Raw genomic sequence first — 24,415 nt, 5'->3', positions numbered from 1 at the left:
CCATGAGCAAGACCGCCAACTGGAACTACCCGACCTCGGTACGCTTCGGTGCCGGCCGCATCCAGGAGCTGCCGGAGCTGTGCAAGAGCATCGGCATGCTGCGCCCGCTGCTGGTCACCGACCGCGGCCTGGGCAACGCGCCGATCACCCTCGCCGCCCTCGACTCGCTCAAGGCAGCCGGCCTCGGCGCCGCGCTGTTCAGCGACCTCAAGCCCAACCCGGTGGAAAGTAACCTTGCCGCCGGCCTGGCCGCCTACCATGCCGGCAAGCACGACGGCGTAGTCGCCTTTGGCGGCGGCAGCGGCCTGGACATGGGCAAGCTGATCGCCTTCATGAGCGGCCAGGCCCGGCCGGTGTGGGACTTCGAGGATATCGGCGACTGGTGGACCCGCGCCGACCCGCGCGGCATCGCCCCGGTGATCGCCGTGCCGACCACCGCCGGCACCGGCTCGGAAGTCGGTCGCGCCGGCATCCTCACCGACGAACGCAGCCACACCAAGCGCATCATCTTCCATCCGCTGATGATGCCAAAGATCGTTATCAGCGACCCGGCACTGAGCGTGGGCATGCCGGCCTTCATCACCGCCGGCACCGGCATGGATGCCTTCTCCCACTGCCTGGAGGCTTACTGCGCGCCGGGCTTCCACCCGCTGGCCGACGGCATCGCGGTGGAAGGCATGCGCCTGGTCAAGGGCGCGCTGGTACGCGCGGTCAAGCAACCCGACGACCTCGACGCCCGCGCCGACATGCTCGCCGCCGCTGCCATGGGCGCCACCGCCTTCCAGAAGGGCCTCGGCGGCATGCACGCCCTGGCCCACCCGATCGGCGCGCTGTACGACACCCACCACGGTATGACCAACGCCACGCTGATGCCCTACGTGCTGAAGTTCAACCGCAGCACCATCGAGGAGCGCATCACCCGCCTGGCCGCTTACCTGCAACTGGCCAACCCGGGCTTCGACAGCTTCCTCGAGCTGGTCCTGCAGCTACGCACCAACACCGGCGTGCCGCACAGCCTGGCCGAGCTGGGCGTCGACGACGGCAAGACCGCGCTGATCGCGCAGATGGCGGTGGTCGACCCTTCCGCCGGGGGCAATCCGCTGCCACTGACCGAGGAAAACGTCGCCAGATTGTTTACCGACGCCGTGCATGGTCGCCTATGAGCCACCTCGGCCAGGCCGGCGAGCGCCGTCGCAGAGCGGCTAGCGCCGCCGGCCTGAGCCGCGAACAGAATCAAACGCTTGCTTGGATTGCGCTTTCCATCCGCTTTCGGCAGCATCGACCCGACCATTGGCACAGTGCCAATTTCACCACTCCATAGACGCCGAGGCCCGCCATGCGCATTGTCCAAGCCACCCTGGAGCACCTGGACCTGCTGACCCCGCTGTTCATCAAGTACCGTGAGTTCTATGGCGAGCTGCCGTTCCCGGACTCCTCGCGCAAGTTCCTCGAGACCCGTCTCAAGCGCAAGGAATCGGTGATCTACCTGGCCCTGGCCGACGACGAGGACAAGCTGCTCGGCTATTGCCAGCTGTTCTCCAGCTACTCCTCGCTGTCGCTCAAGCGCGTGTGGATCCTCAACGACATCTTCGTCGCCGAAGACGCCCGCCGTATGCTGGTCGCCGACCGCCTGCTGCAGACCGCCAAGCAGATGGCCAAGGAAACCAACGCCGTGCGCATGCGCGTGGCCACCAGCGTGAGCAACGAAGTGGCGCAGAAGACCTACGAGTCCATCGGCTTCCGCGAAGACACCCGCTTCAAGAACTACACCCTGGAAATAGGCGACTGACAGCCAGGCGGACGGTCTGCCCGTCCGCCATCGCCCGAGAGCTTTCCATGTGGTCGTTCCGTGCCTGGCGCCGCCAGCGCATCCTCTCCCACTCGCCCTACACCACCCGCCATTGGCACGCGGCACGCGCACGCCTGCCGATCCTCGACGGCCTGAGCGAGACCGAGGAGCAGCGCCTGTTCCAGCGCGCCATCCTGTTTCTCCATCACAAGCGCCTGACGGCACTGCCCGGCGTCACGCTGGACGAGGTCGACCGCCTGACCCTGGCCGCCCAGGCCGAGCTGCCGCTGCTGCACCTGGCCGACCTGGACTGGTACCAGGGCTTCCATGAGATCGTCCTGTACCCGGACGACTTCGTCAGCCCGCAGCGCCACCGCGATGCCAGTGGCATCGAACACGAGTGGGACGACGAGCGCAGCGGCGAAGCCTGGCTGCAGGGCCCGGTCATTCTCGCCTGGCCCGGCGTGCAAGCCGGCGGCGGCTGGGACGCCTATAACCTGGTGATCCACGAGCTGTCGCACAAGCTGGACATGCTCAACGGCGATGCCAACGGCCTGCCACCGCTACACCGCGACATGCGCATCCAGGACTGGGCGCAGGCCATGCAGCCCGCCTATGACGGCATGAATGCGCAGCTCGACGCCAATCCCGAGGCGGAAACCGCGATCGATCCCTACGCGGCAGAGAACCCGGCCGAGTTCTTCGCCGTCACCAGCGAGTACTTCTTTACCGCCCCCGACCTGTTGCAGGAGGCCTTCCCAGCGGTCTACGGCCAGCTCGCCGCCTTCTACCGTCAGGACCCGCTCGCTCGCCTGCGCGGCCTGCAGCAAAGCCATCCGGACTATCGCGACACGACCAACGGATGAGCACGCGGGCGTAGTAACGCCACCGGAATGTGCCTATAATCCGCCCACTTTTTTGGCCCAACCCTGGGGTATCCACCATGAGCTACAGCAAAGTCCCGGCCGGCAAAGACGTGCCGAACGACATCTACGTCGCCATCGAAATCCCGGCCAACCACGCGCCGATCAAATACGAAATCGATCACGATACCGATTGCCTGTTCGTCGACCGCTTCATGGCCACCCCGATGTTCTACCCGGCCAACTACGGTTTCATCCCGCACACCCTGGCCGACGACGGCGACCCCCTCGACGTGCTGGTCGTGACCCCGTATCCGGTAGCCCCGGGCTCGGTCATCCGCTGCCGTCCGGTGGGCGTGCTGAACATGACCGACGAAGCCGGCGGCGACGCCAAGCTGATCGCCGTCCCGCACGACAAGCTGAGCGTGATCTACAAGGACGTACAGGAATACACCGACCTGCCGGCCCTGCTGCTGGAGCAGATAAAGCACTTCTTCGAGAACTACAAGGATCTCGAGAAGGGCAAGTGGGTCAAGGTCGAAGGCTGGGGCAACGCCGACGAAGCCCGCCAAGCCATTCTGAAGGCGGTAGCGGCTTACCAAAAATAAGCCAGTACCACCCCCTGAAGGCCGGCCACAAGCCGGCCTTTTTATTGCCTGCGATTTGCCGCCCCACAGGAATCACGCCCACAAAAAAGGCCGCTCGCAGCGGCCTTTTTCGTGACAGCGGATCAGGCGAACGGGTGCCGCAGCACGATGGTCTCGTTGCGGTCCGGGCCGGTGGAGATGATGTCGATCGGCGCGCCGACCAGCTCTTCCACACGCTTGATGTAGGCACGAGCGGCGGCCGGCAGCTCTTCCAGGCTCTTGGCGCCCAGAGTCGACTCGCTCCAGCCCGGCATTTCCTCGTACACCGGCTGCAGGCCGATATAGCTGTCGGCGTCGGTCGGCGCGTCCACCAGCAGGTTGCCCTGGGCGTCCTTGTAGCCGGTGCAGATGCTGATGGTTTCCAGGCCGTCGAGCACGTCCAGCTTGGTCAGGCACAGGCCGGAGATGCTGTTGATCTCGATGGCGCGACGCAGGATCACGGCATCGAACCAGCCGCAGCGACGGGCACGACCGGTGGTGGAACCGAACTCGTGGCCACGCTTGGCCAGGAAGGCGCCGGTCTCATCGAACAGCTCAGTCGGGAACGGGCCGGAGCCGACTCGGGTGGTGTAGGCCTTGGTGATACCGAGGATGTAGTCCAGGTACAGCGGGCCGAAACCGGAACCGGTGGCGGTGCCGCCGGCGGTGGTGTTGGAGCTGGTGACGTACGGGTAGGTGCCGTGGTCGATGTCCAGCAGCGAGCCCTGGGCACCTTCGAACATGATGTCCTTGCCGGCGCGGCGCAGCTCGTGCAGGTCGGCGGTGACGTCGGTCATCATCGGGCGCAGCAGCTCGGCGAACGCCATGCACTCGTCCAAGGTGGCCTGGAAGTCGATGGCCGGCTCTTTGTAATAATTGACCAGCACGAAGTTGTGGTAGTCCAGCAGCTCGCCCAGCTTGGAGGCGAAGCGCTCGCGGTGGAACAGGTCGCCGATGCGCAGACCGCGACGGGCCACCTTGTCTTCGTAGGCCGGGCCGATGCCGCGACCGGTGGTGCCGATCTTGGCGTCGCCACGGGCCTTCTCGCGAGCCTGATCGAGGGCCACATGGTAGGACAGGATCAGCGGGCAGGACGGGCTGATGCGCAGGCGCTCGCGCACCGGTACGCCCTTCTCTTCCAGCTTGGTGATCTCGCGCATCAGGGCGTCGGGGGCGACTACCACGCCGTTGCCGATCAGGCACTGCACGCCTTCGCGCAGAATGCCGGACGGGATCAGGTGCAGCACGGTCTTCTCGCCGTCGATCACCAGCGTGTGGCCGGCGTTGTGGCCGCCCTGGTAGCGCACTACCGCGGCGGCCTGCTCGGTCAGCAGATCGACGATCTTGCCCTTGCCCTCATCACCCCACTGGGTGCCCAGGACCACGACATTCTTACCCATAACACTTGTCCTCTTTGGAAGCTCGATGCCGGCCACAGCCGGCGGAAAACCATCAGGACGCCAGCGGCGCCAACTGCCAACGTCCATCGCGCAGCTGCAGCTGGCGGTCACAGCCCGCCTCGCTCGCCGCGCTTACATCCTGCCCGGGCAGAGCCTGGACCACACGCACGCCTTCACTGCGCAGGCGCTGTACGGCCTGCCACAGGTACAGATCGTGATGATCTGGCGCCCAGACCCCGGCGGCCGGTTCGTCGACACGCATGTCGCCGAGGGTGACCAGGGTCTTCAGATCGGTGGAGAAACCGGTGGCCGGACGCGCCCGACCGAAATTGCCGCCGACGTCGTCGTAGCGGCCGCCCTGGGCGATGGACTGGCCTACGCCCGGCACGAACGCGGCGAACACCACGCCGGTGTGGTAGTGGTAGCCACGCAGCTCGCCGAGGTCGAAATACAGCGGCAGCTCGGGATAGCGCAGCTCCAGCTGGTCGGCGATGGCCACCAGCTGATCCAGCGCGGCATGCACCTCGGCCGGCGCCTCGACCAGGCAGGCCTGGGCCAGGTCCAGCACCTCGCGGCCGCCACACAGCTCGACCAGCGCGCGCAGCATGCTGGCCAGGTGCGGCTGCAGGGACTCGGTAAGCGCATCGACCTCGTCGATGGCCTTGCGCTGCAGGGCGTCGAACAGCTGCTGCTCGGCCTCGCCGGACAGGCCGGCGGCGCGGGCCAGGCCGCGGTAGATGCCCACATGACCGAGGTCCATGTGCACATCCGGCACACCGGCCAGGGCCAGGGTATCAAGCATCAGGCTGATGACTTCCACGTCGCTGGCCGGGCTGGCGTCGCCGTACAGCTCGGCGCCCAGCTGGATCGGGCTGCGCGAGGTGGCCAGGGCACGCGGCTTGGCATGCAGCACGCTGCCGGCATAGCACAGGCGGCTCGGGCCTTCGCGACGCAGGGTGTGCGCATCCATCCGCGCCACCTGCGGCGTGATGTCGGCGCGAAAGCCCATCTGCCGCCCGGACAGCGGGTCGGTCACCTTGAAGGTACGCAGATCCAGGTCCTGGCCGGCACCGGTGAGCAGGGACTCGAGGTATTCGATGTGCGGGGTGACGACGAACTCGTAACCCCAGCGCTGGAACAGATCCAGCACCTGGCGGCGCGCCGCCTCGATCAGTGCCGCTTCCGGCGGCAGTACTTCTTCGATGCCATCTGGCAGCAGCCAGCGGTCTACCGTTGCCATTTCGCCATTCCCCTCTCGGTACGGGCGGCAGCCTTCAGTGAAGCAGATACAGGAGGGCGGTCCCCAGCAGCATGCTGGCCAACCCCATGAGACGCAGCTGCCGGTCGGGCAGTTGTGCCAGTTGCGCGATCGTTCCGCGCCAACGCCGCGGATAGAGGAAGGGCAGGATGCCTTCCAGCACCAACATCAGACAAAACGCGATGCCCAGTTCCTGCCACATGATTCCCGCAGACGCAAAAAAGCCGGGCTTTTTCCCGGCTGACCCATGATAACACGTTTTCCCCGGAGGTCACCCCGACACGGCCGAACGGCCGCCTCGGGGCGCCTTCGATCAGGGCTTGGGCTGCTGCAGATAGCGGAAGAACTCGCTATCCGGGTCCAGCACAAGTACATCGCTCTTGCTCGAGAAGCTGTCGCGATAGGCGCCCAGGCTGCGGTAGAACGCATAAAACTCGGCATCCTGGCCGTAGGCTCCGGCGTAGATGGCAGCGGACTTGGCGTCGCCGTCACCGCGGATTTCCTCGGCCTCGCGATAGGCCTCGGCGAGGATCACACGCTTCTGCCGATCGGCATCGGCACGGATACCTTCGGCCAGTTCACGGCCTTTGGCGCGGTGCTCGCGGGCCTCGCGCTCACGCTCCGAGCTCATGCGGTCGAACACGCTGCGATAGACCTCTTTCGGCAGGTCGATGGCCTTGACGCGAACGTCCACCACTTCGATGCCCAGCTCCTTCTGCGCCATGGCGTTGAGCGACTTGGTGATGGCCGCCATCAGTGCGTCACGCTCACCGGAGACCACTTCATGCAGGGTGCGAGTACCGAACTGGTTGGCCAGGGCGGTGATCAGGCGCTGAGACAGACGATCGTCGGCGATCTGGCGAATGCCGGAGGTCGCGGTGTAGTAGCGCTGGGCGTCGGCGACACGCCATTTGGCGTAGGCGTCGACCATCACGGCCTTCTTCTCCAGGGTCAGCACGCGCTGAATCGGCGACTCCAGGGTCAGCAGGCGCGCGTCGAACTTGCGCACCTGATTCATTACCGGGACTTTGACGTGCAGACCCGGCGGCACGTCGGCCACCTGGATCTTACCGAACTGCAGGAGTACGGCCTTCTCGGTCTGGGTGACGATGTACAGGCTGTTCCATGCCAGAACGGCGACCACTACCCCGGCAATCAGGGCAAACAGCGATTTGTTGCTCATCAGCGGCTCTCCCTGGTGCGCAGATCGCCACGCTCGACGTTATTGATGATGCGGGTACCGGCATCGCCACTGGCGCTCGGTGCGCCCGAGGCATTGGCGCCAGCGCTGCCGCGGCTGTCGATCATCTTGTCCAGCGGCAGATAGAGCAGGTTGTTCTGCCCTTCCTTCCCGGTGACTAGCACCTTGCTGGTGCTGCTGAAGACTTGCTGCATGGTGTCCAGGTACAGGCGCTGACGAGTCACCTCGGGCGCCTTGCGATACTCGGCCACCAGCTTGGTGAAGCGATCGGCCTCACCCTGGGCGCGGGCCACCACTTCATCACGGTAGCCATTGGCGTCCTCGATGATGCGCTGGGCCTGACCACGAGCCTCGGGCACCACGCCGTTGGCGTAAGTCTCGGCCTGGTTCTTCTCGCGCTGCTCGTCTTCACGGGCGCGGATCACGTCGTCGAAGGCATCCTTGACCTCGGCCGGAGCCGTGGCGCGCTGGATGTTGACCTGGGTGACGGTGATACCGGTGCCGTAGTTGTCGAGGAAGTCCTGCAGACGCTTGCTGACGTCCTGGCCCATCTGCTCGCGGCCGAGGGTGATCACCTCGTCCATCGAGGTGGAGCCGGCGACATGGCGCAGGGCGCTCTCGGTGGCGTGCTGCAGACTGATCTCGGGCGCATCGACGTTGAGCACGAAGTCCTTCAGGTTGCTGATCTTGTACTGGACGGTCAGCGGCACCTCGACGATGTTCTCGTCCTCGGTGAGCATCTGCCCTTCCTTGGAGAAGGAACGCTCGCGGGTCACGTTCTCCTGGAATTTCTTGTCGATCGGCGGGAAGTAGATGTTCAGGCCCTGACCGACCGTCTCGTGATACTTGCCGAGACGCAGGATGACCGCCTGCTCCTGGGCATCGACGATGTAGATGGCATTCCACAGCCAGACCGCGAACAGCAGCGCCGCGCCGATCAGGAGGATGCCCCAACCGCCACCTTGGCCGTCACTGTCACGTTTTTTACCGCCGAAGATGCCGTTGAGGCTCTCCTGCAGCTTGCGGAAGGCTTCGTCGAGATCAGGTGGGCCCTGGCGTCCACCGCCTTTGCGGCCGCCCCAGGGATCCTGGTTGTTCGAGTTGCCACCCGGCTCATTCCAAGCCATAGCGCTCTCCATCAAATAAAGCGAAGACGCGCCCACGGCGCGCCGGCCCATGCTACCGAAAGCCCCCGAGCCGCCGCAAAAACGGCGGCGCGGGCTTTATTGCAAAGTGTGTTGCGCGAGGAAGTCCTGCGGCTTCAAACCTTCGCGACTGACCAAGCGATTGAGCTCGGCGCGCGGCAAACGGATCGCCAGCAGCGTATCACCCGCCTCGTCATGCGCCTCGCTCTGTACCGCGTTCAGCGCGAAGAACTGCGCGCGCAGACGCCCCAGGCGCTGCGGCAGACGCAAGGTACCGACGAACAGATCCTCGCCGAGCAATTCGGCGACCGCCTGACGCAGCAACTCCAGGCCTTTGCCATCCCGTGCCGACAGCCATACCCGCTCGGGCTTGCCGTCGCCATCGCGCTGAATCTGCGGCTCGACGCCCTCGACCAGATCGATCTTGTTGTACACCTCGAGCATCGGTAGCTCGTTGGCGCCGATTTCGCCGAGTACCGCCATGACCTGCTCGATCTGCTGGTCACGCTCTGGCTCGTGGGAGTCGATCACGTGCAGCAGCAGGTCCGAGTTGCTCGACTCTTCCAGCGTGGCGCGGAACGCCTCCACCAGCTTGTGCGGCAGGTGGCGAATGAAGCCCACGGTGTCGGCCAGCACCACTGGGCCGAGATCGTCCAGCTCCAGCCGACGCAGGGTCGGGTCAAGGGTGGCGAACAGCTGGTCGGCGGCGTAGACCTCGGAAGTGGTCAGCGCATTGAACAGGGTGGACTTGCCGGCGTTGGTATAGCCGACCAGGGAAACCGAAGGGATGTCCGCACGCCGACGGCCGCGACGAGCCTGCTCGCGCTGGCTACGCACCTTCTCCAGCTTCTGCTTGATCTGGCGAATGCGCACGCGCAGCAGGCGGCGGTCGGTTTCCAACTGGGTTTCACCCGGGCCGCGCAGACCGATACCACCCTTTTGCCGCTCGAGGTGGGTCCAGCCGCGCACCAGGCGCGTGCTCATATGGTCCAGCTGGGCCAGCTCGACCTGCAGCTTGCCCTCGTGGGTGCGCGCGCGTTGGGCGAAGATGTCGAGAATCAGCCCGGTACGGTCGAGCACACGACACTCGAACACGCGCTCTAGGTTGCGCTCCTGACTGGGCGTGAGTGTGTGATTGAAGATGACCAGCTCGGCCTCTTCGGCCTTGACCAGGTCGCGCAGCTCCTCGACCTTGCCGCTGCCGATCAGGAACTTGGCGGTCGGCATGTGCCGCGACACGGTGACCAGAGCCACCATGTCGGCACCCGCCGACAACGCCAGATCCTGAAACTCCTGCGGGTCTTCGGCCACCTCGGGGTTGCTGCCTTCCAGATGGACAAGGATGGCCCGTTCACCACCGCCGTGACGCTCGAAGAACAAGTCAGGCTCCTATCAGGCGTTGCCCGGCTCGACCTGCTCGCCTTCGGTCGCACTAGGCAGGCGCACCGGGCGGCTCGGCACCACGGTGGAAATGGCGTGCTTATAGACCATCTGGCTGACAGTGTTCTTCAGCAAAATAACGAACTGGTCGAAGGATTCGATCTGGCCCTGCAGCTTGATGCCGTTCACCAGATAGATAGAAACCGGTACGCGTTCCTTACGCAGGGTATTCAGGTAAGGGTCTTGTAGCGAATGCCCTTTTGACATGTGCCGCACTCCTTAAGGGTCAAATGTAGTAAAGCAAAGATGGCTTATGCCGTATAAGCCTCAAAAGCCAAGGATAGACGGCGAATAGACGGGTCTCATCACAATATGGAGACCGCCCTCAGGTATTTCAAGGTACGCCTCAGATTGTCACTGGCCAGGCTGTCCAGCCAGTGCAGGTTTTCCCAGCCACGCAGCCAGGTAAATTGGCGCTTGGCCAACTGACGCGTGGCGATGATCCCCCGCTCCGTCATTTCCTCGCGGCTCAGGCCACCCTCCAAGTAATCCCATACCTGTCGATAGCCCACCGCACGGATCGATGGCAGTCCCGCGTGCAGGTCGCCCCGCAGGCGCAACGCTTCGACCTCTTCGACAAAGCCCTGTTCTAGCATCAGGTGAAATCGACGAGCGATCCGCTCGTGCAGTACCTGGCGCTGCTCGGGAGCAATGGCGAATTGCGCGATAGTATAAGGCAATTGCCCGGTACCAGGCGCCTCTGAGCCGCTATTTTGAGCCGCTTGGCGCAGGCGGTGCTCGCTCATGCTGAGGCCGCTGACCCGATAGACCTCCAAAGCCCGGGTGAGGCGCTGCGGGTCATTGGGATGAATGCGCGCCGCGGACTGCGGATCGATGCGCGCCAGCTCTTGGTGCAGTGCCTCCCAACCCTCGGCGGCGGCCCAGGCCTCCAGCTCGGCGCGCACCGCTGGATCGGCGCTGGGCATGTCCGCCAGGCCTTCCAGCAACGCCTTGTAATAAAGCATGGTGCCGCCGACCAGCAGCGGAATACGCCCGCGAGCGGTGATTTCCGCCATGGCCGCCAGGGCATCGGCGCGGAATTCGGCCGCCGAGTAGCTTTCGGCCGGGTCGCGGATGTCGACCAGGTGGTGCGGATAGCGCTCCAGCGTGGCCTTGTCCGGTTTGGCCGTGCCGATGTCCATGTCGCGGTAGATCAGCGCAGAGTCGACGCTGATCAGCTCGCAGGGCAGCTCGTCGGCGAGCGCCAGGGCCAGATCGGTCTTGCCGGAAGCAGTCGGTCCCATCAGGAAGATGGCGGGAGGCAGGCGCTCGGTCATGGCGGAGTCGCGGCCTCAGCGGCCGCGCAGGAACAGCTTGTCGAGATCGTCCATGCCCAGCTGCGTCCAGGTCGGGCGGCCGTGGTTGCACTGGCCGCTGCGTTCGGTGTGTTCCATGTCGCGCAGCAGAGCGTTCATCTCCGGCAGGGTCAGGCGGCGGTTGGCGCGCACGGCGCCATGACAGGCCATGGTCGCCAGCAGCTCGTTGAGATGAGCCTGGATGCGGTCACTGGTGCCGTATTCGAGCAGATCGGCGAGCACATCGCGCACCAGCTGGGTGGCCTCGGCCTGCTTGAGCAGCGCCGGAATCTGCCGGATCGCCAGGCTTTCCTCGCCCAGGCGCTGCAGCTCGAAGCCCAGACGCTGGAACCACTGGCCATGCTCCTCGGCGCAATCCGCCTCGCGCTGGCTCAGGGCAATGGATTCCGGCACCAGCAGCGGCTGACCGCGCAGGCCTTCGCTGGCCATGGCGGTCTTCAGCCGCTCGTAAGTGATGCGCTCGTGGGCCGCATGCATGTCCACCAGCACCAGGCCGACGGCGTTCTCGGCGAGGATGTACACGCCCTTGAGCTGCGCCAGCGCATAGCCCAGCGGCGGGATATCGCCCTGGCTCTGCGGCAGTCCAACCGGCGCCTGGGACTCGGGCAACGGCGCGAAATACTCGCGATAGGCGCCCTGGGCCTCGGCCGCCGGCAACGCCGACTCGCTGCGCGGCGCCTGGTAGCCGGCACCCGGTGAACGCCAGACCGACACCTGGGCCACCGGCTGCTCCAGCACCTGGGCAGCCAGGCCCATCTCACCCTGGGGGCCGAATTCGCCGGCGGCCAGGCCGCTGGGGCGAACCATCTGCTGCACGGCGGCAGGCGCCGCCAACTGATCCTCCGGGCGCACTTCGCCCAGCGCACGGTGCAGGGTGCCGTAGAGGAAGTCGTGGACCATGCGGCTGTCGCGGAAGCGCACTTCATGCTTGGTCGGGTGCACGTTGACGTCGACCACGCCCGGGTCGATCTCGAGGAACAGCACGAAAGTCGGGTGCCGGCCGTTGAACAGCACGTCGCGGTAGGCCTGGCGCACGGCGTGGGCCACCAGCTTGTCGCGCACCATGCGGCCGTTGACGTAGAAGTACTGCAGGTCCGCCTGACTGCGGGAGAAGGTTGGCAGCCCGACCCAGCCCCACAGGCGCAGGCCGCTGCGCTCGACCTCGATCGGTAGCGCCTGCTCGAGGAAGGCCGGGCCACAGACACTGGCCACGCGACGGGCGCGACTGATGGCGTCCGGCGCCTCGTGCAGGGCGAACACCGTCTTGCCGTTATGGCGCAGGTGGAAGGCCACGTCGAAGCGGGCCAGGGCCAGGCGCTTGATGACTTCCTGTAGGTGATCGAACTCGGTCTTCTCGGCACGCAGGAACTTGCGCCGCGCGGGGGTATTGAAGAACAGGTCGCGCACTTCCACCGAAGTACCGACCGGGTGCGCCGCGGGCTGTACCCTGGCCTCCATGTCGCGCCCCTCGGTCTCCACCTGCCAGGCCTGCTCGGCATCGGCGGTGCGCGAGGTCATGGTCAGGCGGGCGACGGAGCTGATCGAGGCCAATGCCTCGCCGCGGAAGCCCAGGCTACAGACCGCCTCCAGGTCTTCCAGCTCGCGGATCTTGCTGGTGGCGTGACGGGCCAGGGCCAGCGGCAGGTCGTCGGCGGGAATGCCGCCGCCGTCGTCGCGCACCCGCAGCAGCTTGATGCCGCCCTGCTCGACTTCCACGTCGACCCGGCGCGCACCGGCGTCCAGGCTGTTCTCGAGCAGCTCCTTGATCACCGAGGCCGGGCGTTCGACCACTTCACCGGCGGCAATCTGGTTCGCCAGCCGCGGGCTCAGCAGCTGGATGCGACGCAGCTCGCTCATGGCTGGGCCGCCAGGGCGGTCGCCGGAATGCTCAGGGTCTGGCCGACCTTGATGGTGTCGCTGCGCAGCGAGTTGGCACTACGCAGCGACGCCAGGCTGACCTGGTAGCGCTGGGCGATCAGCGCCAGGCTCTCGCCGGAGGTGACCACATGCTCGCGCGGGGCAGCGGCGATCTTGCCGGAGTCACGCAGCATGGCGATGTAGGTGCCGGGCGGCGGGTTCTGCTGGAAGAACTGCCGCACGCCCGCGGTGATCGAGCGCGCCAGGGCCTGCTGGTGACCCACGGTGGACAGCTTCTTCGCCTCGTTGGGGTTGGAGATGAAACCGGTCTCCACCAGGATCGACGGAATGTCCGGCGACTTCAGCACCATGAACCCAGCCTGCTCGACCCGGCGCTTGTGCAACGAAGTGATGCTGCCCATGTTGCTGAGCACCTTCTGCCCCACGTTGAGGCTCGACGACAGCGAGGCGGTCATCGACAGGTCGAGCAGCACGCCGGCCAGCACGCGGTCCTTGTCGTCCAGGCTGACGCTGCCGGCGCCGCCGATCAGGTCGGACTGGTTCTCGCTGTCGGCCAGCCAGCGCGCGGTCTCGGAGGTGGCGCCACGGTCGGACAGGGCATACACCGAGGCACCGAAGGCGGCGGCACGCGGCGCGGCGTCGGCGTGAATGGAGACGAACAGGTCGGCGCCCTTCTTGCGGGCGATCTCGGTGCGCTTGCGCAGCGGGATGAAGTAGTCGCCGGTGCGCACCAACTCGCCACGGAAGCCTTTCTCGGCGTTGATCTGGCGCTGCAACTCCTTGGCGATGGCCAGGGTCACGTTCTTCTCGTATATCTTGCGGCCCGGGCCGAGGGCGCCGGGGTCCTCGCCGCCATGGCCGGCGTCGATGGCGATGACGATATCGCGCTTGCCGCCGGGCACTGGCGGCAGCTTGGCCGGCGCGACGCCAGGCGCGGCGACCACGGGTGGAGGATTGCTAGCGACGTTCGGTGCGTTGACCTGTGGCGCCTGGGGCACGCTCGGCGCCGCGCCGGCTTCCTGATCGAACAGGTCGACCACCAGGCGATGGCCGTACTGCTGATTGGGCGCCAGGCTGAAACTCTTCGGCGTCACGGCGGCGGACAGGTCGAGAACCAGGCGCAGATCGGTGGGCGAGCGCTGGGCCGAACGGATACCGGTGATCGGGGTGTTGCTCAGCGACAGCTGCTCCAGTTTGGTGGAGAGCAGGGCGCCGTTGACGTCGATGACGATGCGATTGGGGGCGGCCAGGGTGAACACGCTGTGCTGCACCGGGCCGGACATGTCGAAGACCAGGCGCGTGTTATCCGGGGCACGCCACAGCCGCACGCTGCGGATTTCCGTGGCGGCCAGTACATCGGCAGCCAGCGCGGCCAGCATTACCCCGATCCCGCCAAACAGCGCACGCATGCGCATAGCCTTCCCCATTTTTATTTACAAACTCTTATAAGGCAGCACACCACGCCTCGGCCCTCGCGCTATGTGGCTGCAACTGCAGCGCGCGGCCGACTCCTTGCGGGCTAATGGTAATGTCCAGGTCCGCCTTTGGCAAAACGCCGGCGCCGCGCTGCGGCCACTCGATCAGGCACAGGGCGTCCCCCTCGAAGTAGTCACGGATGCCGAGGAACTCCAGCTCCTCCGGGTCGGCCAGGCGATACAGGTCGAAGTGGAACACCCGCACCTCGCCCAATTCGTAAGGCTCGACCAGGGTGAAGGTCGGGCTCTTCACCGCACCGCCATGGCCCAGGCCACGCAGGATGCCGCGCGACAGGGTGGTCTTGCCGGCACCGAGATCGCCATGCAGGTAGATCACGCCACGACCGCCGGTCGCCTGGGCGATGCGGGCGCCCAGCGCGTGCATGGCGTCTTCGCCTTCGGCATAGAGAGTCACTACTGGTGGAATCGCCTTGGACGGGGTCACCTCAGACACGGCGCATGCTCCTGCAACAACTGACGAATGGTCGGAATCAGATCGCTGGCCGCCAGACCGCGGCCCTGCTCGCCGAGCTGCTGGCCGGCACAGGCGTGCAGCCAGACGCCCAGACAGGCGGCGTCGAAGGCGTCCAAGCCCTGGCCGCGCAACGCGCCGATCAGACCGGCCAGCACATCGCCGAGGCCGGCGGTGGCCATAGCCGGATGGCCGCGATCACACAGACGCAGGCGACCGTCTGGCGCGGCCACCAGACTGCCGGCGCCCTTGAGCACCACCACCGCCTGATACTTCTGCGCCAGCGCCAATGCCGCTGCGGGACGATCGAACTGCACCTCGGCCGTCGAACACCCCAGCAGCCGGCCAGCCTCGCCCGGATGCGGGGTGATCACACTGTCGGCCGGCAACGTCACGACTCCATCCGCCAGCAGATTGAGCGCATCGGCATCCCACACCTGCGGCCGCGGGCTGGCCGCCGCCGCGCTGAGCAGGCTGCGGCCCCAGGCGCGCTGACCGAGACCGGGGCCGACCACCAGCACATCGGCACGCTCGCACAGGCCGGGCAGCTGATAGGTGGATTCGCTGGCCTGGCACATCACCTCCGGCAGACGCGCCAGGCTGGCCGCCACATGCTCCGGGCGGGTCGCCAACGACACCAGGCCGGCGCCGGCGCGCAGGGCGCTCTCGGCGCTGAGCAGGGCGGCACCACCAAAGCCGCGATCGCCACCGATCACCAGCACATGACCGAACTGGCCCTTGTGCGCGGTACGCGCGCGCGGCGCCGGTTGCGGCAGCGCCGCACCGGCCAAGCGCATGGCCACGCATGCCTGCTGGGCAACCAACTGCGGATCGGCCTGCAGATCGTCGAACGACAGCTCGCCAACCCAGTCCGGCGCATCGCCGGTGAACAGGCCGAGCTTGAGGCCAATAAAGCTGACGGTCAGATCGGCGCGCACCGCCTGCTCGGCCACCCGGCCGGTATCGGCACACAGGCCGGAAGGCAGGTCCAGCGCCAGCACCGGCAGGCCGGAGGCATTGATCGCCTCGACGGCGCTGTCATAAGGCGGACGCAGGTCGCCCTTGAAGCCGGTGCCCAGCAGCCCATCGACCAGCACGCCGCGCAGTTCGCTGCTGTCGCTCCAACCCTCTATGGCGACTCCGGCCGCCCGCGCAGCATCGCGAGCCGCCGCCGCATCGCCGCTCAGCTTCTCCGGTGCAGCGACGGCCAGCACGCGCACGCTCCAGCCGAATTTGTGCGCCAGCTCGGCCACCAGGTAGCCGTCGCCGGCATTGTTGCCGGCGCCGGTCAGCACGGTGATTGCCCCGGCCTGAGGCCAACGCTGGCGCAACGCGCGCCAGACGGCATGGGCAGCGCGCTGCATCAACTCGAAGCCAGGCGTGCCGGCAGCGATCAGGCGGGCATCCAGTTCGCGCACCTGGGCGGCGCTATAGAGAGGAAGAGGCAGGTCGTGACTGACAGGCATGGTTCGGCGATTCGGGCGAGGTCTGGCAGAATTATACCCATCTCCCCTGCCCTGCCGTCCCGTCATGCCCGATTCCACCCTCGACCTCGCTCAACTGGCGCAGTCCATCAAGGACTGGGGCCGCGAGCTGGGCTTCCAGCAGGTCGGCATCACCGACGTCGAGCTGGGCGAGCACGAGCAACACCTGCAGCGCTGGCTGGACGCAGGCCACCAGGGCGAGATGGACTACATGGCCGCCCACGGCAGCAAGCGCTCGCACCCGGACGAACTGGTGCCCGGCACCCTGCGCGTTGTGTCGCTGCGCATGGACTACCTGCCTGGCGACACACAGATGGCCCAGCGCCTGGCCGAGCCGGAGAGCGCCTATGTGTCGCGCTATGCCCTGGGCCGCGACTACCACAAGCTGATTCGCAAGCGCCTGCAGCAACTGGCCGAGCGCATCCAAGGCGTCGTCGGCCCGTTCGGCCACCGCGCCTTCGTCGACAGCGCCCCGGTGCTGGAAAAGGCCATCGCCGAGAAGGCCGGCCTCGGCTGGATCGGCAAGAACACCCTGGTGCTCAACCGCAAGGCCGGCAGCTGGTTCTTCCTCGGCGAGCTGTTCGTCGACCTGCCGCTACCGGTCGACGCACCGCACGCCAGCGAACACTGCGGGCGCTGCAGCGCCTGCCTAGATATATGCCCGACCAACGCCTTCGTCGGCCCCTATGTACTGGACGCGCGGCGCTGCATCTCCTACCTGACCATCGAGCTGAAGGGCCCGATTCCCGAGGAGCTGCGCGCGCCGATCGGCAACCGCGTGTTCGGCTGCGACGACTGCCAGATCGTCTGCCCGTGGAACCGCTTCGCCCGCCCCACCCAGCAGGGCGACTTCCAGCCGCGCCATGGCCTGGACAGTGGCGGCCTGGTCGAGCTGTTCCTGTGGAGCGAGGAAGAATTCCTCAGCCGCACCGAGGGCTCGCCACTGCGCCGCGCCGGCTACGAACGCTGGCTGCGCAATCTGGCCGTGGGCCTGGGCAACGCGCCCTCGACCATTCCGGTGCTCGAAGCCCTGCAGGCGCGCCGCGAGCATCCCTCAGAGTTGGTGCGCGAACATGTGGACTGGGCGCTGGCCCGCCACCATGAAAAAGGCCCGCATTAGCGGGCCTTTTTTGCCTCTCACACTTTCAGGAAGTGCTGGCGGTAGTGCTTGAGCTCGGCAATGGACTCGCGGATATCGTCCAGCGCCTGGTGGGTGCCCTGCTTCTGGAACGAGTCCTTGACCTGCGGCGCCCACATACCGGCGAGGATCTTCAGGGTCGACACGTCTAGGTAACGGTAATGGAAGTAGGCTTCCAGATTCTGCATGTACTTGTAGAGGAAGCGCCGGTCCTGGCCAATGCTGTTGCCGCAGATCGGCGACTTGCCCTTCGGCACCCACTGTTCGAGGAAAGCGATGGTCTGCGCCTCGGCCTCGGCCGGGCCGATCTTGCTCTCGCGCACGCGCTGGGTCAGGCCGCTGTCGCCATGGGTGCGGGTGTTCCACTCGTCCATGCCGGCCAAGAGCTCGTCACTCTGGTGCACGGCGATCACCGGGCCCTCGGCGAGGATGTTCAGCTCGCTGTCGGTGACGATGGTGGCCATCTCGATGATCACGTCCCGCTCCGGCTCCAGCCCGGTCATTTCCAGGTCGATCCAGATCAGGTTGTTGGGGTTCTGCGGCATGGTCGGCTCCTTCTAGATAGGCGCCAGTTTAGCCGCTCAGAGGTGCCAGAGCAGCAATCGCGAATCGCGCCAGTCGTGCAGCTCGATGACTTCACCCGGTGCCACGCCGGGAATCTCGAAGCTATTGCTGATCAGCAGGCTGCCGGGGCGCATCTCGCGGCGCACCTTGGCCCACAGCTCGGCCATGGGTGCGGGCGAGAGGAAGCAGTACACGGCGTCGTAGGCGGCCAGGTCTTCCTGCCACAGGCTGCGGTAGCGCACCTGACAGTTGCGGTACGGCAGGCAGCGCAGCCAGGCCAAGAGGAACACCAGCGGCGCCGTCTCCACGCCCACCAGCCGCGCGGCCGGATAGTCGCGCGCCAGCTGCGCCAGGGTGCCGCCCAGGCCGCAGCCCAGGTCGACGAAGCGGAAATCTGCTGGCAGCCCGGCCAACCGCTCGCTCAGGCGCTGGCGCGTACGCGCGCCGCTTAGATAGAGCGGTACGCGCTCGCGGAAGCTGTTCCAGTTGACCAGCAGCAGCAGGACGAAGGCCGCGAGGAACCACCAGGCCGGCCACTCGCGGCTCTGCAGCGCCAGCAACCCGGGCACGAAGGCCAGGTTCAGCGGCAGCCACCAGCGACGCAGCCCCAGCCAGTGCCCCAGGGCCGCCGCCAGCACGCCCTGCACCAACGCCGCCTGCCACAGCGTCGGACGCCAGCCCCCCAGACGCGCCAGGGCAAACAGCGCCAACGCCACGCCGAGCACAGCCAGGAGCTGGGCCAGCAGCGCGACGGCGGCAGGATAGCGGGAGCGCAGAAGTTCGAACATGGCGCCTGTTGTACCAGCAGGCCGAAGCCGAGGCCAGCCGGGGCCCGTGCTAAACTCGCCGCCGTTTTCTTATTGATCGGAAAGGCCATGGCCAAACGCCAACTCACCCGCCGGCAGAACTGGCGCATCGACAAGGTCCAGGAAGAGCGCGCCGCTCGTGCCGCCAAGCGCGAGTCGCGCATGCTCGAAGAGCTGGAGGGTGGCGACCTGGGCCCGGAGCAGACCGGCCTTGTGATCGCCCACTTCGGCGTGCAGGTGGAAGTCGAGGCGTTGGAAGGCGAGTTGGCCGGCCAGGTGCAACGCTGCCACCTGCGCGCCAACCTGCCGGCGCTGGTCACCGGCGACCGCGTGGTGTGGCGCCCCGGCAACCAGGGCAACGGGGTGATCGTCGCCCAGCTGCCACGCACTTCCGAACTGTGCCGCCCGGACATGCGCGGCGTGCTCAAGCCGGTGGCCGGCAACGTCGACCTGATCGTGATCGTCTTCGCCCCATTGCCGCACGCCCACGCCAACCTGATCGACCGCTACCTGATCGCCGCCGAGCACGCCGGCATCCAGCCGCAGCTGCTGCTGAACAAGGCCGACCTGGTCGATGAGGAAAACTCCGAACACCTCAACGGCCTGCTCACCACCTACCGTCAGCTGGGCTATCCGCTGCTGGAAGTATCGGCCCACGAAGGCGACGGCATGGACCAGCTGCGGGCACGCCTGGACGGCCATGTCAGCGTGTTCGTCGGCCAGTCCGGGGTCGGCAAGTCGTCGCTGGTCAACAGCCTGCTGCCGGGCGTCGATACCCGCGTCGGGCCACTGTCGGAAGTCACCGGCAAGGGCACCCACACCACCACCACCGCCAGGTTGTTCCACTTCCCCGGCGGCGGCGAGCTGATCGACTCGCCCGGCATCCGCGAGTTCGGCCTCGGCCATGTCAGCCGTGACGATGTGGAAGCCGGCTTCATCGAGTTCCGCGACCTGCTCGGCACCTGCCGCTTCCGCGACTGCAAGCACGACCGCGAGCCGGGCTGCGCCCTGCTCAAGGCCCTGGAAGAGGGGCGCATCCAGCCACAGCGGATGGCCAGCTACCGGCACATCCTGGCCAGCCTGCCCGAACCCGACTATTGATAGAGACGCTAAACGAAGAGGCCGCGATGATCGCGGCCTCTTTCATTCCTGGGGCTGGTCGAACTGCAGCGCGCCGTCCTCGAAGATGTTCAGGCGCTGGCGCAGTTCGTCCGCCTGGGCCGGCTCGCCCGGCGCCGCCGATTCCGAGCCCGGGGCCACCGCCTCGGTGGGCGCAGGCGGTTCGGCGGTCTCAGCCGCGCCGTCGCCATCCTGCTCGCCCTCGATGGCGCGCTGGGCCTTCTTGGTCAGGACGATGATGTCGATCCGGCGATTCACCGGGTTGAACGGGTCCTTGCGGTCGAACAGTGCCGACGAAGCATACCCCACCACCCGCGCCACCCGCGGCTCCGGATAGCCGCCGGCGACCAGGGTGCGCCGCGCGGCGTTGGCGCGGCTGGCCGACAGCTCCCAGTTGCCGAACTCGGCCTGGCCGGCGAAGGGCTTGGCGTCGGTATGGCCGCTGACGCTGATCTTGTTCGGCACCGCCTTGATGGTCTCGGCGAGGATCAGCAGGATGTCTTCGAAATAGGGCTGCAGGCGGGCGCTGCCGATGTCGAACATCGGCCGGTTCTCGGCATCCATGATCTGGATGCGCAGGCCGTCCTGGGTGATCTCGAAGAGGATCTGGTCCTTGAACTTCTGCAGCTGCGGATCTTCGTCGACCTTGGTCTGCAGCTCCTGCAACAGCAACTCCAGACGCTCGCGCTCGACCTGCTCGGCCAGCGTCTCGGCCTTGCTGGCATCCATCTCGGCCTGGTCGTCCTTGGCATCGACCGCCGCCTCGGCGGCGTCCGGCGCGTCCTTCAACTCGGGATTGAGGGTTCGGTCGGGCGCCGGCGTCGGCGTGCCGCCCAGGTCGATGACGTAGGGGCTGGCGCTTTCGGTGAAGCCGATGGGGTCCTGGAAGTAGCCGGAAATGGCCTTCTTCTGTTCAGGCGTGGCCGAGGACATCAGCCACATCACCATGAAGAACGCCATCATGGCCGTGGCGAAGTCGGCGAAGGCGATCTTCCAGGCACCACCGTGGTGGCCACCGGCAACCTTCTTGACCCGCTTGACCAGTATAGGCTGGTTGTTCTCCATGGCTCAGCAACCCAACTCAGTTGCCACGCATGGCCTGTTCGAGCTCGCTGAAGCTCGGCCGATGCGCCGGTAGCAGCACCTTGCGGCCGAATTCCACGGCCAGCGTCGGCGGCATGCCGGAGGCGGATGCCACCAGGGTGGCCTTGATCGACTCGTACAGGTTCAGCTCTTCCTTGGCGTCGTGCGTCAGGGCGTCGGCCAGCGGAGCGAAGAAGCCATAGGAGGCGAGAATACCGAGGAAGGTACCGACCAGCGCCGTACCCACCTTTTCGCCGATCTGCGCGTTGTCCGCAGTGGCGAGGATGGACATGGTGATCACGATACCCAGTACCGCCGCCACGATACCCATGGCCGGCATGCCGTCGGCCACCTTGGACACTGCGTGGGCCGGGTGTTCCAGCTCTTCCTTTAGGCTGGAGATTTCCATGTCGAAGAGGTTTTCCAGCTCGTGCGGCGCCATGTTGCCGGAAGACATGATGCGCAGGTAATCGCAGATGAACGCGGTCATCTGCGCATCCTTGAGGATGGCCGGGTACTTGCTGAAGATCGGGCTGGCGTTGGGATCCTCGACGTCGGCTTCGATGGCCATCATGCCCTCGCGGCGACTCTTGTTGAGGATCTCGTAGAGCAGCTTCAGCACTTCCAGATAGAAGGCGTGGGTGAAGCGGCTGCTGAACATCGCCAGCGACTTCTTGAACACGGTCATGAAGGCGCTGCCGGGGTTGGCCTGGAGGAAGGCCCCCAGGGCAGCGCCACCGATGATCATCACCTCGAAGGGGTGCACCAGCGCCATGAACTTGCCGCCGGACAGAATGAAGCCGCCGAAAACGCAGCCGAAAACAACCAGGATGCCGATGATCTTGACCATGGGAATTTAAGCTTGAAGAGTCAGTCGAAAGGGTTCTGTAAAACAACCCTTCTAATTATCGGAAGTATTGCGCCAGACTATAGGCAGTAAAGGCGAAAAGCCAGTTTGGCTCAACCCGCATGCCCACAGACAAGCCCATACCGCGCAGTCTCGACGCCTGGCTCAAGCAGCTGGACGAGGTTCGCCTGCCCATCGCCGCTCGCCACCACGAGGCGGTGCGCCGCACCCTGCAGGACAGTCGCAAATCCCTGCGCGAGATCGCCGAGCAGATGCAGGACAGCCCGGCCATTGCCCTGGCCGTCCTGCGCGAGACCAATCGCCATACCGGCAGTCTTGGCGAGCCGGCCGAGAGCCTGGAGATGGCGCTCAATCGCCTCGGGCTGAAACGTGCGGAAACGCTTGTCGAGCAGATGCCGGTGTTGGACGAGGCGCAGATCCCCCTGCCCCTGCGCCAGTTGCAGCTGATCAGCCTGCACGCCGCGCAACAGGCCAATGGCCTGTTCGCCGGCCGCCTGGCACGCCTGTGGCAGGAAATTCACTGGGGCAGCCTGCTGTTCCTCGCCCCGTTGTGGCCGTTGGTGGCCATCCATCCGCAGCTGTTCGAGGCCTGGGAGCGCCGCGTGCTCGGCCGCGGCGAGCCGCCCTGCAAGGTCGAACGCGAACTGCTCGGCGTGTCGCTGCCGACGCTGTGCCTGGCCCTGGCCCGGCACTGGCGCATGCCGGAGTGGATCGTCCAGGGCTATCGCCTGCTGGTGGAGGATCGCCGCCTGCTGGTCAAGGCCCTGCACATCGCCCGCGACAACGAGCATCCGCTGCACCAGCAGCAGGTACTCGACGAAGATACCAACCTGCGCCGCTGGCTGACCCAACCGGGCAACAGCATTCTGCTGGCCAACGGTCTGGCCATTTCCAGCCACCACAACTGGGCCTGCGAGCACCACCTGCGCTGGCAGCGCCTGACCGGACTGTACCTGCAGGTCGCCCTGCCGGAGATGCAACAACTGGTTCACCAGCAGGCCGCACAGAGCGCCCGCCAGTACGAAATGCCCGACCTATGGCACCCGGCCGAAGCATTGCTGTGGCCCTGGGACGCCTGTCGCCTGAAGGACCTGCAGGCCCCCGCCCCGGCGGTCAACCCACAACTGGATTTGTGGAAACAGCACTGCAGCAAGCTCCTAGCCCAACCCTCACCATTCGCCAACGTGCTGCAGCTGACCGACAGCGCTTGCCAGGCCCTGCAAGCCAGCGGCATGCAGCGGGTGCTGATACTGCTGGCCGACCGCACCCACAGCCGCCTGATGGCCCAGCAGGTCGCCGGCCTGCCGGACGCAGCGGCGCAGCTACGCCTCGATCCGGCACAGAGCCAGGTACTGCGCCGCCTGCTGGCTGAGCCCGGCCAGCTGCGCCTGAGCCCGGAAAACCTGGCCCAGGTCTCCGCTCTGCTGCCAGGCACGCTCAAGGCCCTGTTCAATGGCGAGCACCTGCTGCTGCGCTCACTGGCCAGCAATGGTCGGGTGGTGATGCTGCTGGTGGCGGACCAGGGCGGCGGCGATATCGGCGCCACGCCCCTGCAAGTGTTCGGCAAAACCGTGCAATGCATCGAGCGCGCCCTGGCCACCTTTGCCCGCCGCGGCACCTGACCTTTCCGCTACAATCCGCCCTTTCCCATTTCCGGAGGCTCCGCATGTCCGCCTTCTCCGGCCTGCCGCTGGTGATCGAGCCGGCCGACCTGGCTACCCGCCTGCAGGCACCCGAGCTGATTCTGGTCGACCTGAGCCCGGCCGCCCGCTATGCCGAGGGGCACATACCTGGCGCCCGCTGGATCGACAGCAAGCGCACCCAGCTGGGTCAGCCGCCGGCACCCGGACTGCTGCCGCAGCAGGCGCAGCTGGAAGCCCTGTTCGGCGAGCTGGGCCACAACCCCGACGCGGTCTACGTGGTGTACGACGACGAGGGTGGCGGTTGGGCCGGGCGCTTCATCTGGCTGCTCGACGTGATCGGCCACGGCCGCTACCACTTCCTCAACGGCGGTCTGCAGGCCTGGCTGAGCGAGGGTCGCGAGCTGAGCCAGGCGACTCCGCCGGTCGCCACCGACAGCGCGAGCCTGACCTTGCATGACGGCCCGACCGCCAGCCGCGACTATCTGCAGAGCCGCCTGGGCGCAGCCGACCTGGCGGTGTGGGACGCCCGCTCATCAGCCGAGTTCAGCGGCGAGAAGGTGCTCGCCGCACGCGGCGGCCACGTACCCGGCGCGGTCAACTTCGAGTGGACTGCCGGCATGGACCCGCAGCGCGGCCTGCGCATCCGCACCGATATGGCCGAAGTCCTGGAAGGTCTCGGCATCACCAAGGACAAGGAAGTGATCACCCATTGCCAGACCCATCGCCGCTCCGGCTTCACCTACCTGGTGGCCAAGGCGCTGGGCTATCCGCGAGTCAGGGCCTACGCCGGCTCCTGGTCCGAATGGGGCAACCTGCCCGACACCCCGATCGAACATTGATGCAAGGA

24 protein-coding genes are annotated in these 24,415 nt (G+C 66.4%); 8 read left to right on the top strand and 16 right to left on the bottom strand.

The window, feature by feature from the left end:
- Positions 1–2: 2 nt before the first annotated feature.
- The 4 genes from N7607_RS13780 to ppa all read left to right on the top strand — a co-directional run bounded on the left by N7607_RS13780 (position 3) and on the right by ppa (position 3,260).
- On the top strand, positions 3–1,163 hold the full coding sequence (locus tag N7607_RS13780; protein WP_279868409.1) for an iron-containing alcohol dehydrogenase: 1,161 nt from the start codon (positions 3–5) through the stop codon (positions 1,161–1,163).
- A gap of 173 nt (positions 1,164–1,336) precedes the next feature.
- On the top strand, positions 1,337–1,789 hold the full coding sequence (locus N7607_RS13775; protein ID WP_279868410.1) for a GNAT family N-acetyltransferase: 453 nt from the start codon (positions 1,337–1,339) through the stop codon (positions 1,787–1,789).
- A 47-nt stretch (positions 1,790–1,836) separates the two neighbouring features.
- The gene (locus tag N7607_RS13770) at positions 1,837–2,655 is read left to right on the top strand and encodes a zinc-dependent peptidase (RefSeq protein WP_279868411.1); all 819 of its coding nucleotides are present in this window, start codon (positions 1,837–1,839) and stop codon (positions 2,653–2,655) included.
- A gap of 77 nt (positions 2,656–2,732) precedes the next feature.
- The gene (ppa, locus tag N7607_RS13765; RefSeq protein ID WP_021701809.1) at positions 2,733–3,260 is read left to right on the top strand and encodes an inorganic diphosphatase; all 528 of its coding nucleotides are present in this window, start codon (positions 2,733–2,735) and stop codon (positions 3,258–3,260) included.
- A 122-nt stretch (positions 3,261–3,382) separates the two neighbouring features.
- Here ppa and N7607_RS13760 read toward each other — a convergent pair whose 3' ends face one another.
- From N7607_RS13760 to N7607_RS13705, 12 genes are all read right to left on the bottom strand, one after another.
- Positions 3,383–4,678, bottom strand: a complete 1,296-nt coding sequence (locus N7607_RS13760; protein WP_279868412.1) for an adenylosuccinate synthase — start codon at positions 4,676–4,678, stop codon at positions 3,383–3,385.
- A gap of 52 nt (positions 4,679–4,730) precedes the next feature.
- On the bottom strand, positions 4,731–5,918 hold the full coding sequence (locus tag N7607_RS13755; RefSeq protein WP_279868414.1) for an ATP phosphoribosyltransferase regulatory subunit: 1,188 nt from the start codon (positions 5,916–5,918) through the stop codon (positions 4,731–4,733).
- A gap of 34 nt (positions 5,919–5,952) precedes the next feature.
- A complete protein-coding gene (locus N7607_RS13750; RefSeq protein ID WP_279868416.1) occupies positions 5,953–6,138 on the bottom strand; it encodes a DUF2065 family protein in 186 nt (61 codons plus the stop codon).
- 111 nt (positions 6,139–6,249) lie between these two features.
- The gene (hflC, locus tag N7607_RS13745; protein WP_279868417.1) at positions 6,250–7,119 is read right to left on the bottom strand and encodes a protease modulator HflC; all 870 of its coding nucleotides are present in this window, start codon (positions 7,117–7,119) and stop codon (positions 6,250–6,252) included.
- Positions 7,119–8,264: an FtsH protease activity modulator HflK gene (gene hflK / locus N7607_RS13740; protein WP_279868418.1), complete on the bottom strand. Its 1,146-nt coding sequence runs from the start codon at positions 8,262–8,264 to the stop codon at positions 7,119–7,121. The genes hflC and hflK overlap by 1 nt, the downstream gene beginning before the upstream one ends.
- Before the next feature lie 96 nt (positions 8,265–8,360).
- On the bottom strand, positions 8,361–9,662 hold the full coding sequence (gene hflX, locus N7607_RS13735; RefSeq protein WP_279868420.1) for a ribosome rescue GTPase HflX: 1,302 nt from the start codon (positions 9,660–9,662) through the stop codon (positions 8,361–8,363).
- A 12-nt stretch (positions 9,663–9,674) separates the two neighbouring features.
- On the bottom strand, positions 9,675–9,929 hold the full coding sequence (hfq, locus tag N7607_RS13730) for an RNA chaperone Hfq (RefSeq protein WP_021701802.1): 255 nt from the start codon (positions 9,927–9,929) through the stop codon (positions 9,675–9,677).
- Positions 9,930–10,027: 98 nt separating this feature from the next.
- Positions 10,028–10,999 carry a tRNA (adenosine(37)-N6)-dimethylallyltransferase MiaA gene (gene miaA, locus N7607_RS13725; protein ID WP_279868422.1) on the bottom strand — a complete coding sequence of 324 codons (972 nt, stop codon included), beginning with the start codon at positions 10,997–10,999 and terminating at the stop codon, positions 10,028–10,030.
- Positions 11,000–11,014: 15 nt separating this feature from the next.
- Positions 11,015–12,895 (bottom strand): DNA mismatch repair endonuclease MutL, encoded by a 1,881-nt coding sequence (mutL, locus tag N7607_RS13720; RefSeq protein WP_279868423.1) that lies wholly within the window; start codon positions 12,893–12,895, stop codon positions 11,015–11,017.
- Entirely contained in the window at positions 12,892–14,343 is a 1,452-nt protein-coding gene (locus N7607_RS13715; RefSeq protein WP_279868425.1) for an N-acetylmuramoyl-L-alanine amidase, read from the bottom strand. The genes mutL and N7607_RS13715 overlap by 4 nt, the downstream gene beginning before the upstream one ends.
- Positions 14,344–14,359: 16 nt before the next feature.
- Positions 14,360–14,776, bottom strand: a complete 417-nt coding sequence (gene tsaE / locus N7607_RS13710; RefSeq protein ID WP_279868500.1) for a tRNA (adenosine(37)-N6)-threonylcarbamoyltransferase complex ATPase subunit type 1 TsaE — start codon at positions 14,774–14,776, stop codon at positions 14,360–14,362.
- 56 nt (positions 14,777–14,832) lie between these two features.
- Positions 14,833–16,329 carry an NAD(P)H-hydrate dehydratase gene (locus N7607_RS13705; protein WP_279868426.1) on the bottom strand — a complete coding sequence of 499 codons (1,497 nt, stop codon included), beginning with the start codon at positions 16,327–16,329 and terminating at the stop codon, positions 14,833–14,835.
- Positions 16,330–16,393: 64 nt separating this feature from the next.
- Between N7607_RS13705 and queG the strand changes: the two genes are divergently transcribed.
- Positions 16,394–17,467: a tRNA epoxyqueuosine(34) reductase QueG gene (queG, locus tag N7607_RS13700; RefSeq protein ID WP_279868427.1), complete on the top strand. Its 1,074-nt coding sequence runs from the start codon at positions 16,394–16,396 to the stop codon at positions 17,465–17,467.
- A 17-nt stretch (positions 17,468–17,484) separates the two neighbouring features.
- On the opposite strand, the gene orn is transcribed toward queG, so the two are convergent.
- Positions 17,485–18,030: an oligoribonuclease gene (gene orn, locus N7607_RS13695; protein ID WP_279868428.1), complete on the bottom strand. Its 546-nt coding sequence runs from the start codon at positions 18,028–18,030 to the stop codon at positions 17,485–17,487.
- Between the two features lie 36 nt (positions 18,031–18,066).
- Complete coding sequence (locus N7607_RS13690) at positions 18,067–18,837, bottom strand: class I SAM-dependent methyltransferase (RefSeq protein WP_279868430.1); 771 nt, start codon at positions 18,835–18,837, stop codon at positions 18,067–18,069.
- A gap of 87 nt (positions 18,838–18,924) precedes the next feature.
- Between N7607_RS13690 and rsgA the strand changes: the two genes are divergently transcribed.
- Positions 18,925–19,956 (top strand): small ribosomal subunit biogenesis GTPase RsgA, encoded by a 1,032-nt coding sequence (rsgA, locus tag N7607_RS13685; RefSeq protein ID WP_279868431.1) that lies wholly within the window; start codon positions 18,925–18,927, stop codon positions 19,954–19,956.
- 42 nt (positions 19,957–19,998) lie between these two features.
- Here the strand turns inward: rsgA and motB are convergent, their stop codons facing one another.
- Together motB and motA are read right to left on the bottom strand one after the other, a co-directional pair.
- A complete protein-coding gene (gene motB / locus N7607_RS13680; RefSeq protein ID WP_279868433.1) occupies positions 19,999–21,039 on the bottom strand; it encodes a flagellar motor protein MotB in 1,041 nt (346 codons plus the stop codon).
- Between the two features lie 16 nt (positions 21,040–21,055).
- Positions 21,056–21,907 (bottom strand): flagellar motor stator protein MotA, encoded by an 852-nt coding sequence (gene motA, locus N7607_RS13675; RefSeq protein ID WP_137975086.1) that lies wholly within the window; start codon positions 21,905–21,907, stop codon positions 21,056–21,058.
- Between the two features lie 119 nt (positions 21,908–22,026).
- Between motA and N7607_RS13670 the strand changes: the two genes are divergently transcribed.
- Together N7607_RS13670 and N7607_RS13665 are read left to right on the top strand one after the other, a co-directional pair.
- Positions 22,027–23,547 carry an HDOD domain-containing protein gene (locus N7607_RS13670; protein ID WP_279868434.1) on the top strand — a complete coding sequence of 507 codons (1,521 nt, stop codon included), beginning with the start codon at positions 22,027–22,029 and terminating at the stop codon, positions 23,545–23,547.
- Between the two features lie 44 nt (positions 23,548–23,591).
- Positions 23,592–24,407, top strand: coding sequence for a rhodanese-like domain-containing protein (locus N7607_RS13665; protein ID WP_279868435.1), 816 nt, complete (start codon positions 23,592–23,594; stop codon positions 24,405–24,407).
- Positions 24,408–24,415: the final 8 nt, after the last annotated feature.

This window comes from Pseudomonas sp. GD04019 (genome assembly GCF_029837695.1).
Lineage (GTDB): Bacteria > Pseudomonadota > Gammaproteobacteria > Pseudomonadales > Pseudomonadaceae > Aquipseudomonas.
This window is presented reverse-complemented; position numbering and strand designations above follow the sequence as displayed.

What these genes read in the sequence shown, in the direction of transcription:
- motA (WP_137975086.1), bottom strand. Translation starts at nt 21,907, where the DNA reads ATGGTCAAGATCATCGGCATCCTGGTTGTTTTCGGCTGCGTTTTCGGC.
- N7607_RS13760 (WP_279868412.1), bottom strand. Translation starts at nt 4,678, where the DNA reads ATGGGTAAGAATGTCGTGGTCCTGGGCACCCAGTGGGGTGATGAGGGC.
- N7607_RS13705 (WP_279868426.1), bottom strand. Translation starts at nt 16,329, where the DNA reads ATGCCTGTCAGTCACGACCTGCCTCTTCCTCTCTATAGCGCCGCCCAG.
- tsaE (WP_279868500.1), bottom strand. Translation starts at nt 14,776, where the DNA reads ATGCACGCGCTGGGCGCCCGCATCGCCCAGGCGACCGGCGGTCGTGGC.
- N7607_RS13665 (WP_279868435.1), top strand. Translation starts at nt 23,592, where the DNA reads ATGTCCGCCTTCTCCGGCCTGCCGCTGGTGATCGAGCCGGCCGACCTG.
- N7607_RS13715 (WP_279868425.1), bottom strand. Translation starts at nt 14,343, where the DNA reads ATGGGGAAGGCTATGCGCATGCGTGCGCTGTTTGGCGGGATCGGGGTA.
- hfq (WP_021701802.1), bottom strand. Translation starts at nt 9,929, where the DNA reads ATGTCAAAAGGGCATTCGCTACAAGACCCTTACCTGAATACCCTGCGT.
- queG (WP_279868427.1), top strand. Translation starts at nt 16,394, where the DNA reads ATGCCCGATTCCACCCTCGACCTCGCTCAACTGGCGCAGTCCATCAAG.
- ppa (WP_021701809.1), top strand. Translation starts at nt 2,733, where the DNA reads ATGAGCTACAGCAAAGTCCCGGCCGGCAAAGACGTGCCGAACGACATC.
- N7607_RS13750 (WP_279868416.1), bottom strand. Translation starts at nt 6,138, where the DNA reads ATGTGGCAGGAACTGGGCATCGCGTTTTGTCTGATGTTGGTGCTGGAA.
- mutL (WP_279868423.1), bottom strand. Translation starts at nt 12,895, where the DNA reads ATGAGCGAGCTGCGTCGCATCCAGCTGCTGAGCCCGCGGCTGGCGAAC.
- hflC (WP_279868417.1), bottom strand. Translation starts at nt 7,119, where the DNA reads ATGAGCAACAAATCGCTGTTTGCCCTGATTGCCGGGGTAGTGGTCGCC.
- miaA (WP_279868422.1), bottom strand. Translation starts at nt 10,999, where the DNA reads ATGACCGAGCGCCTGCCTCCCGCCATCTTCCTGATGGGACCGACTGCT.
- motB (WP_279868433.1), bottom strand. Translation starts at nt 21,039, where the DNA reads ATGGAGAACAACCAGCCTATACTGGTCAAGCGGGTCAAGAAGGTTGCC.
- N7607_RS13755 (WP_279868414.1), bottom strand. Translation starts at nt 5,918, where the DNA reads ATGGCAACGGTAGACCGCTGGCTGCTGCCAGATGGCATCGAAGAAGTA.
- N7607_RS13780 (WP_279868409.1), top strand. Translation starts at nt 3, where the DNA reads ATGAGCAAGACCGCCAACTGGAACTACCCGACCTCGGTACGCTTCGGT.
- N7607_RS13690 (WP_279868430.1), bottom strand. Translation starts at nt 18,837, where the DNA reads ATGTTCGAACTTCTGCGCTCCCGCTATCCTGCCGCCGTCGCGCTGCTG.
- N7607_RS13770 (WP_279868411.1), top strand. Translation starts at nt 1,837, where the DNA reads ATGTGGTCGTTCCGTGCCTGGCGCCGCCAGCGCATCCTCTCCCACTCG.
- N7607_RS13775 (WP_279868410.1), top strand. Translation starts at nt 1,337, where the DNA reads ATGCGCATTGTCCAAGCCACCCTGGAGCACCTGGACCTGCTGACCCCG.
- N7607_RS13670 (WP_279868434.1), top strand. Translation starts at nt 22,027, where the DNA reads ATGCCCACAGACAAGCCCATACCGCGCAGTCTCGACGCCTGGCTCAAG.
- hflK (WP_279868418.1), bottom strand. Translation starts at nt 8,264, where the DNA reads ATGGCTTGGAATGAGCCGGGTGGCAACTCGAACAACCAGGATCCCTGG.
- orn (WP_279868428.1), bottom strand. Translation starts at nt 18,030, where the DNA reads ATGCCGCAGAACCCCAACAACCTGATCTGGATCGACCTGGAAATGACC.
- rsgA (WP_279868431.1), top strand. Translation starts at nt 18,925, where the DNA reads ATGGCCAAACGCCAACTCACCCGCCGGCAGAACTGGCGCATCGACAAG.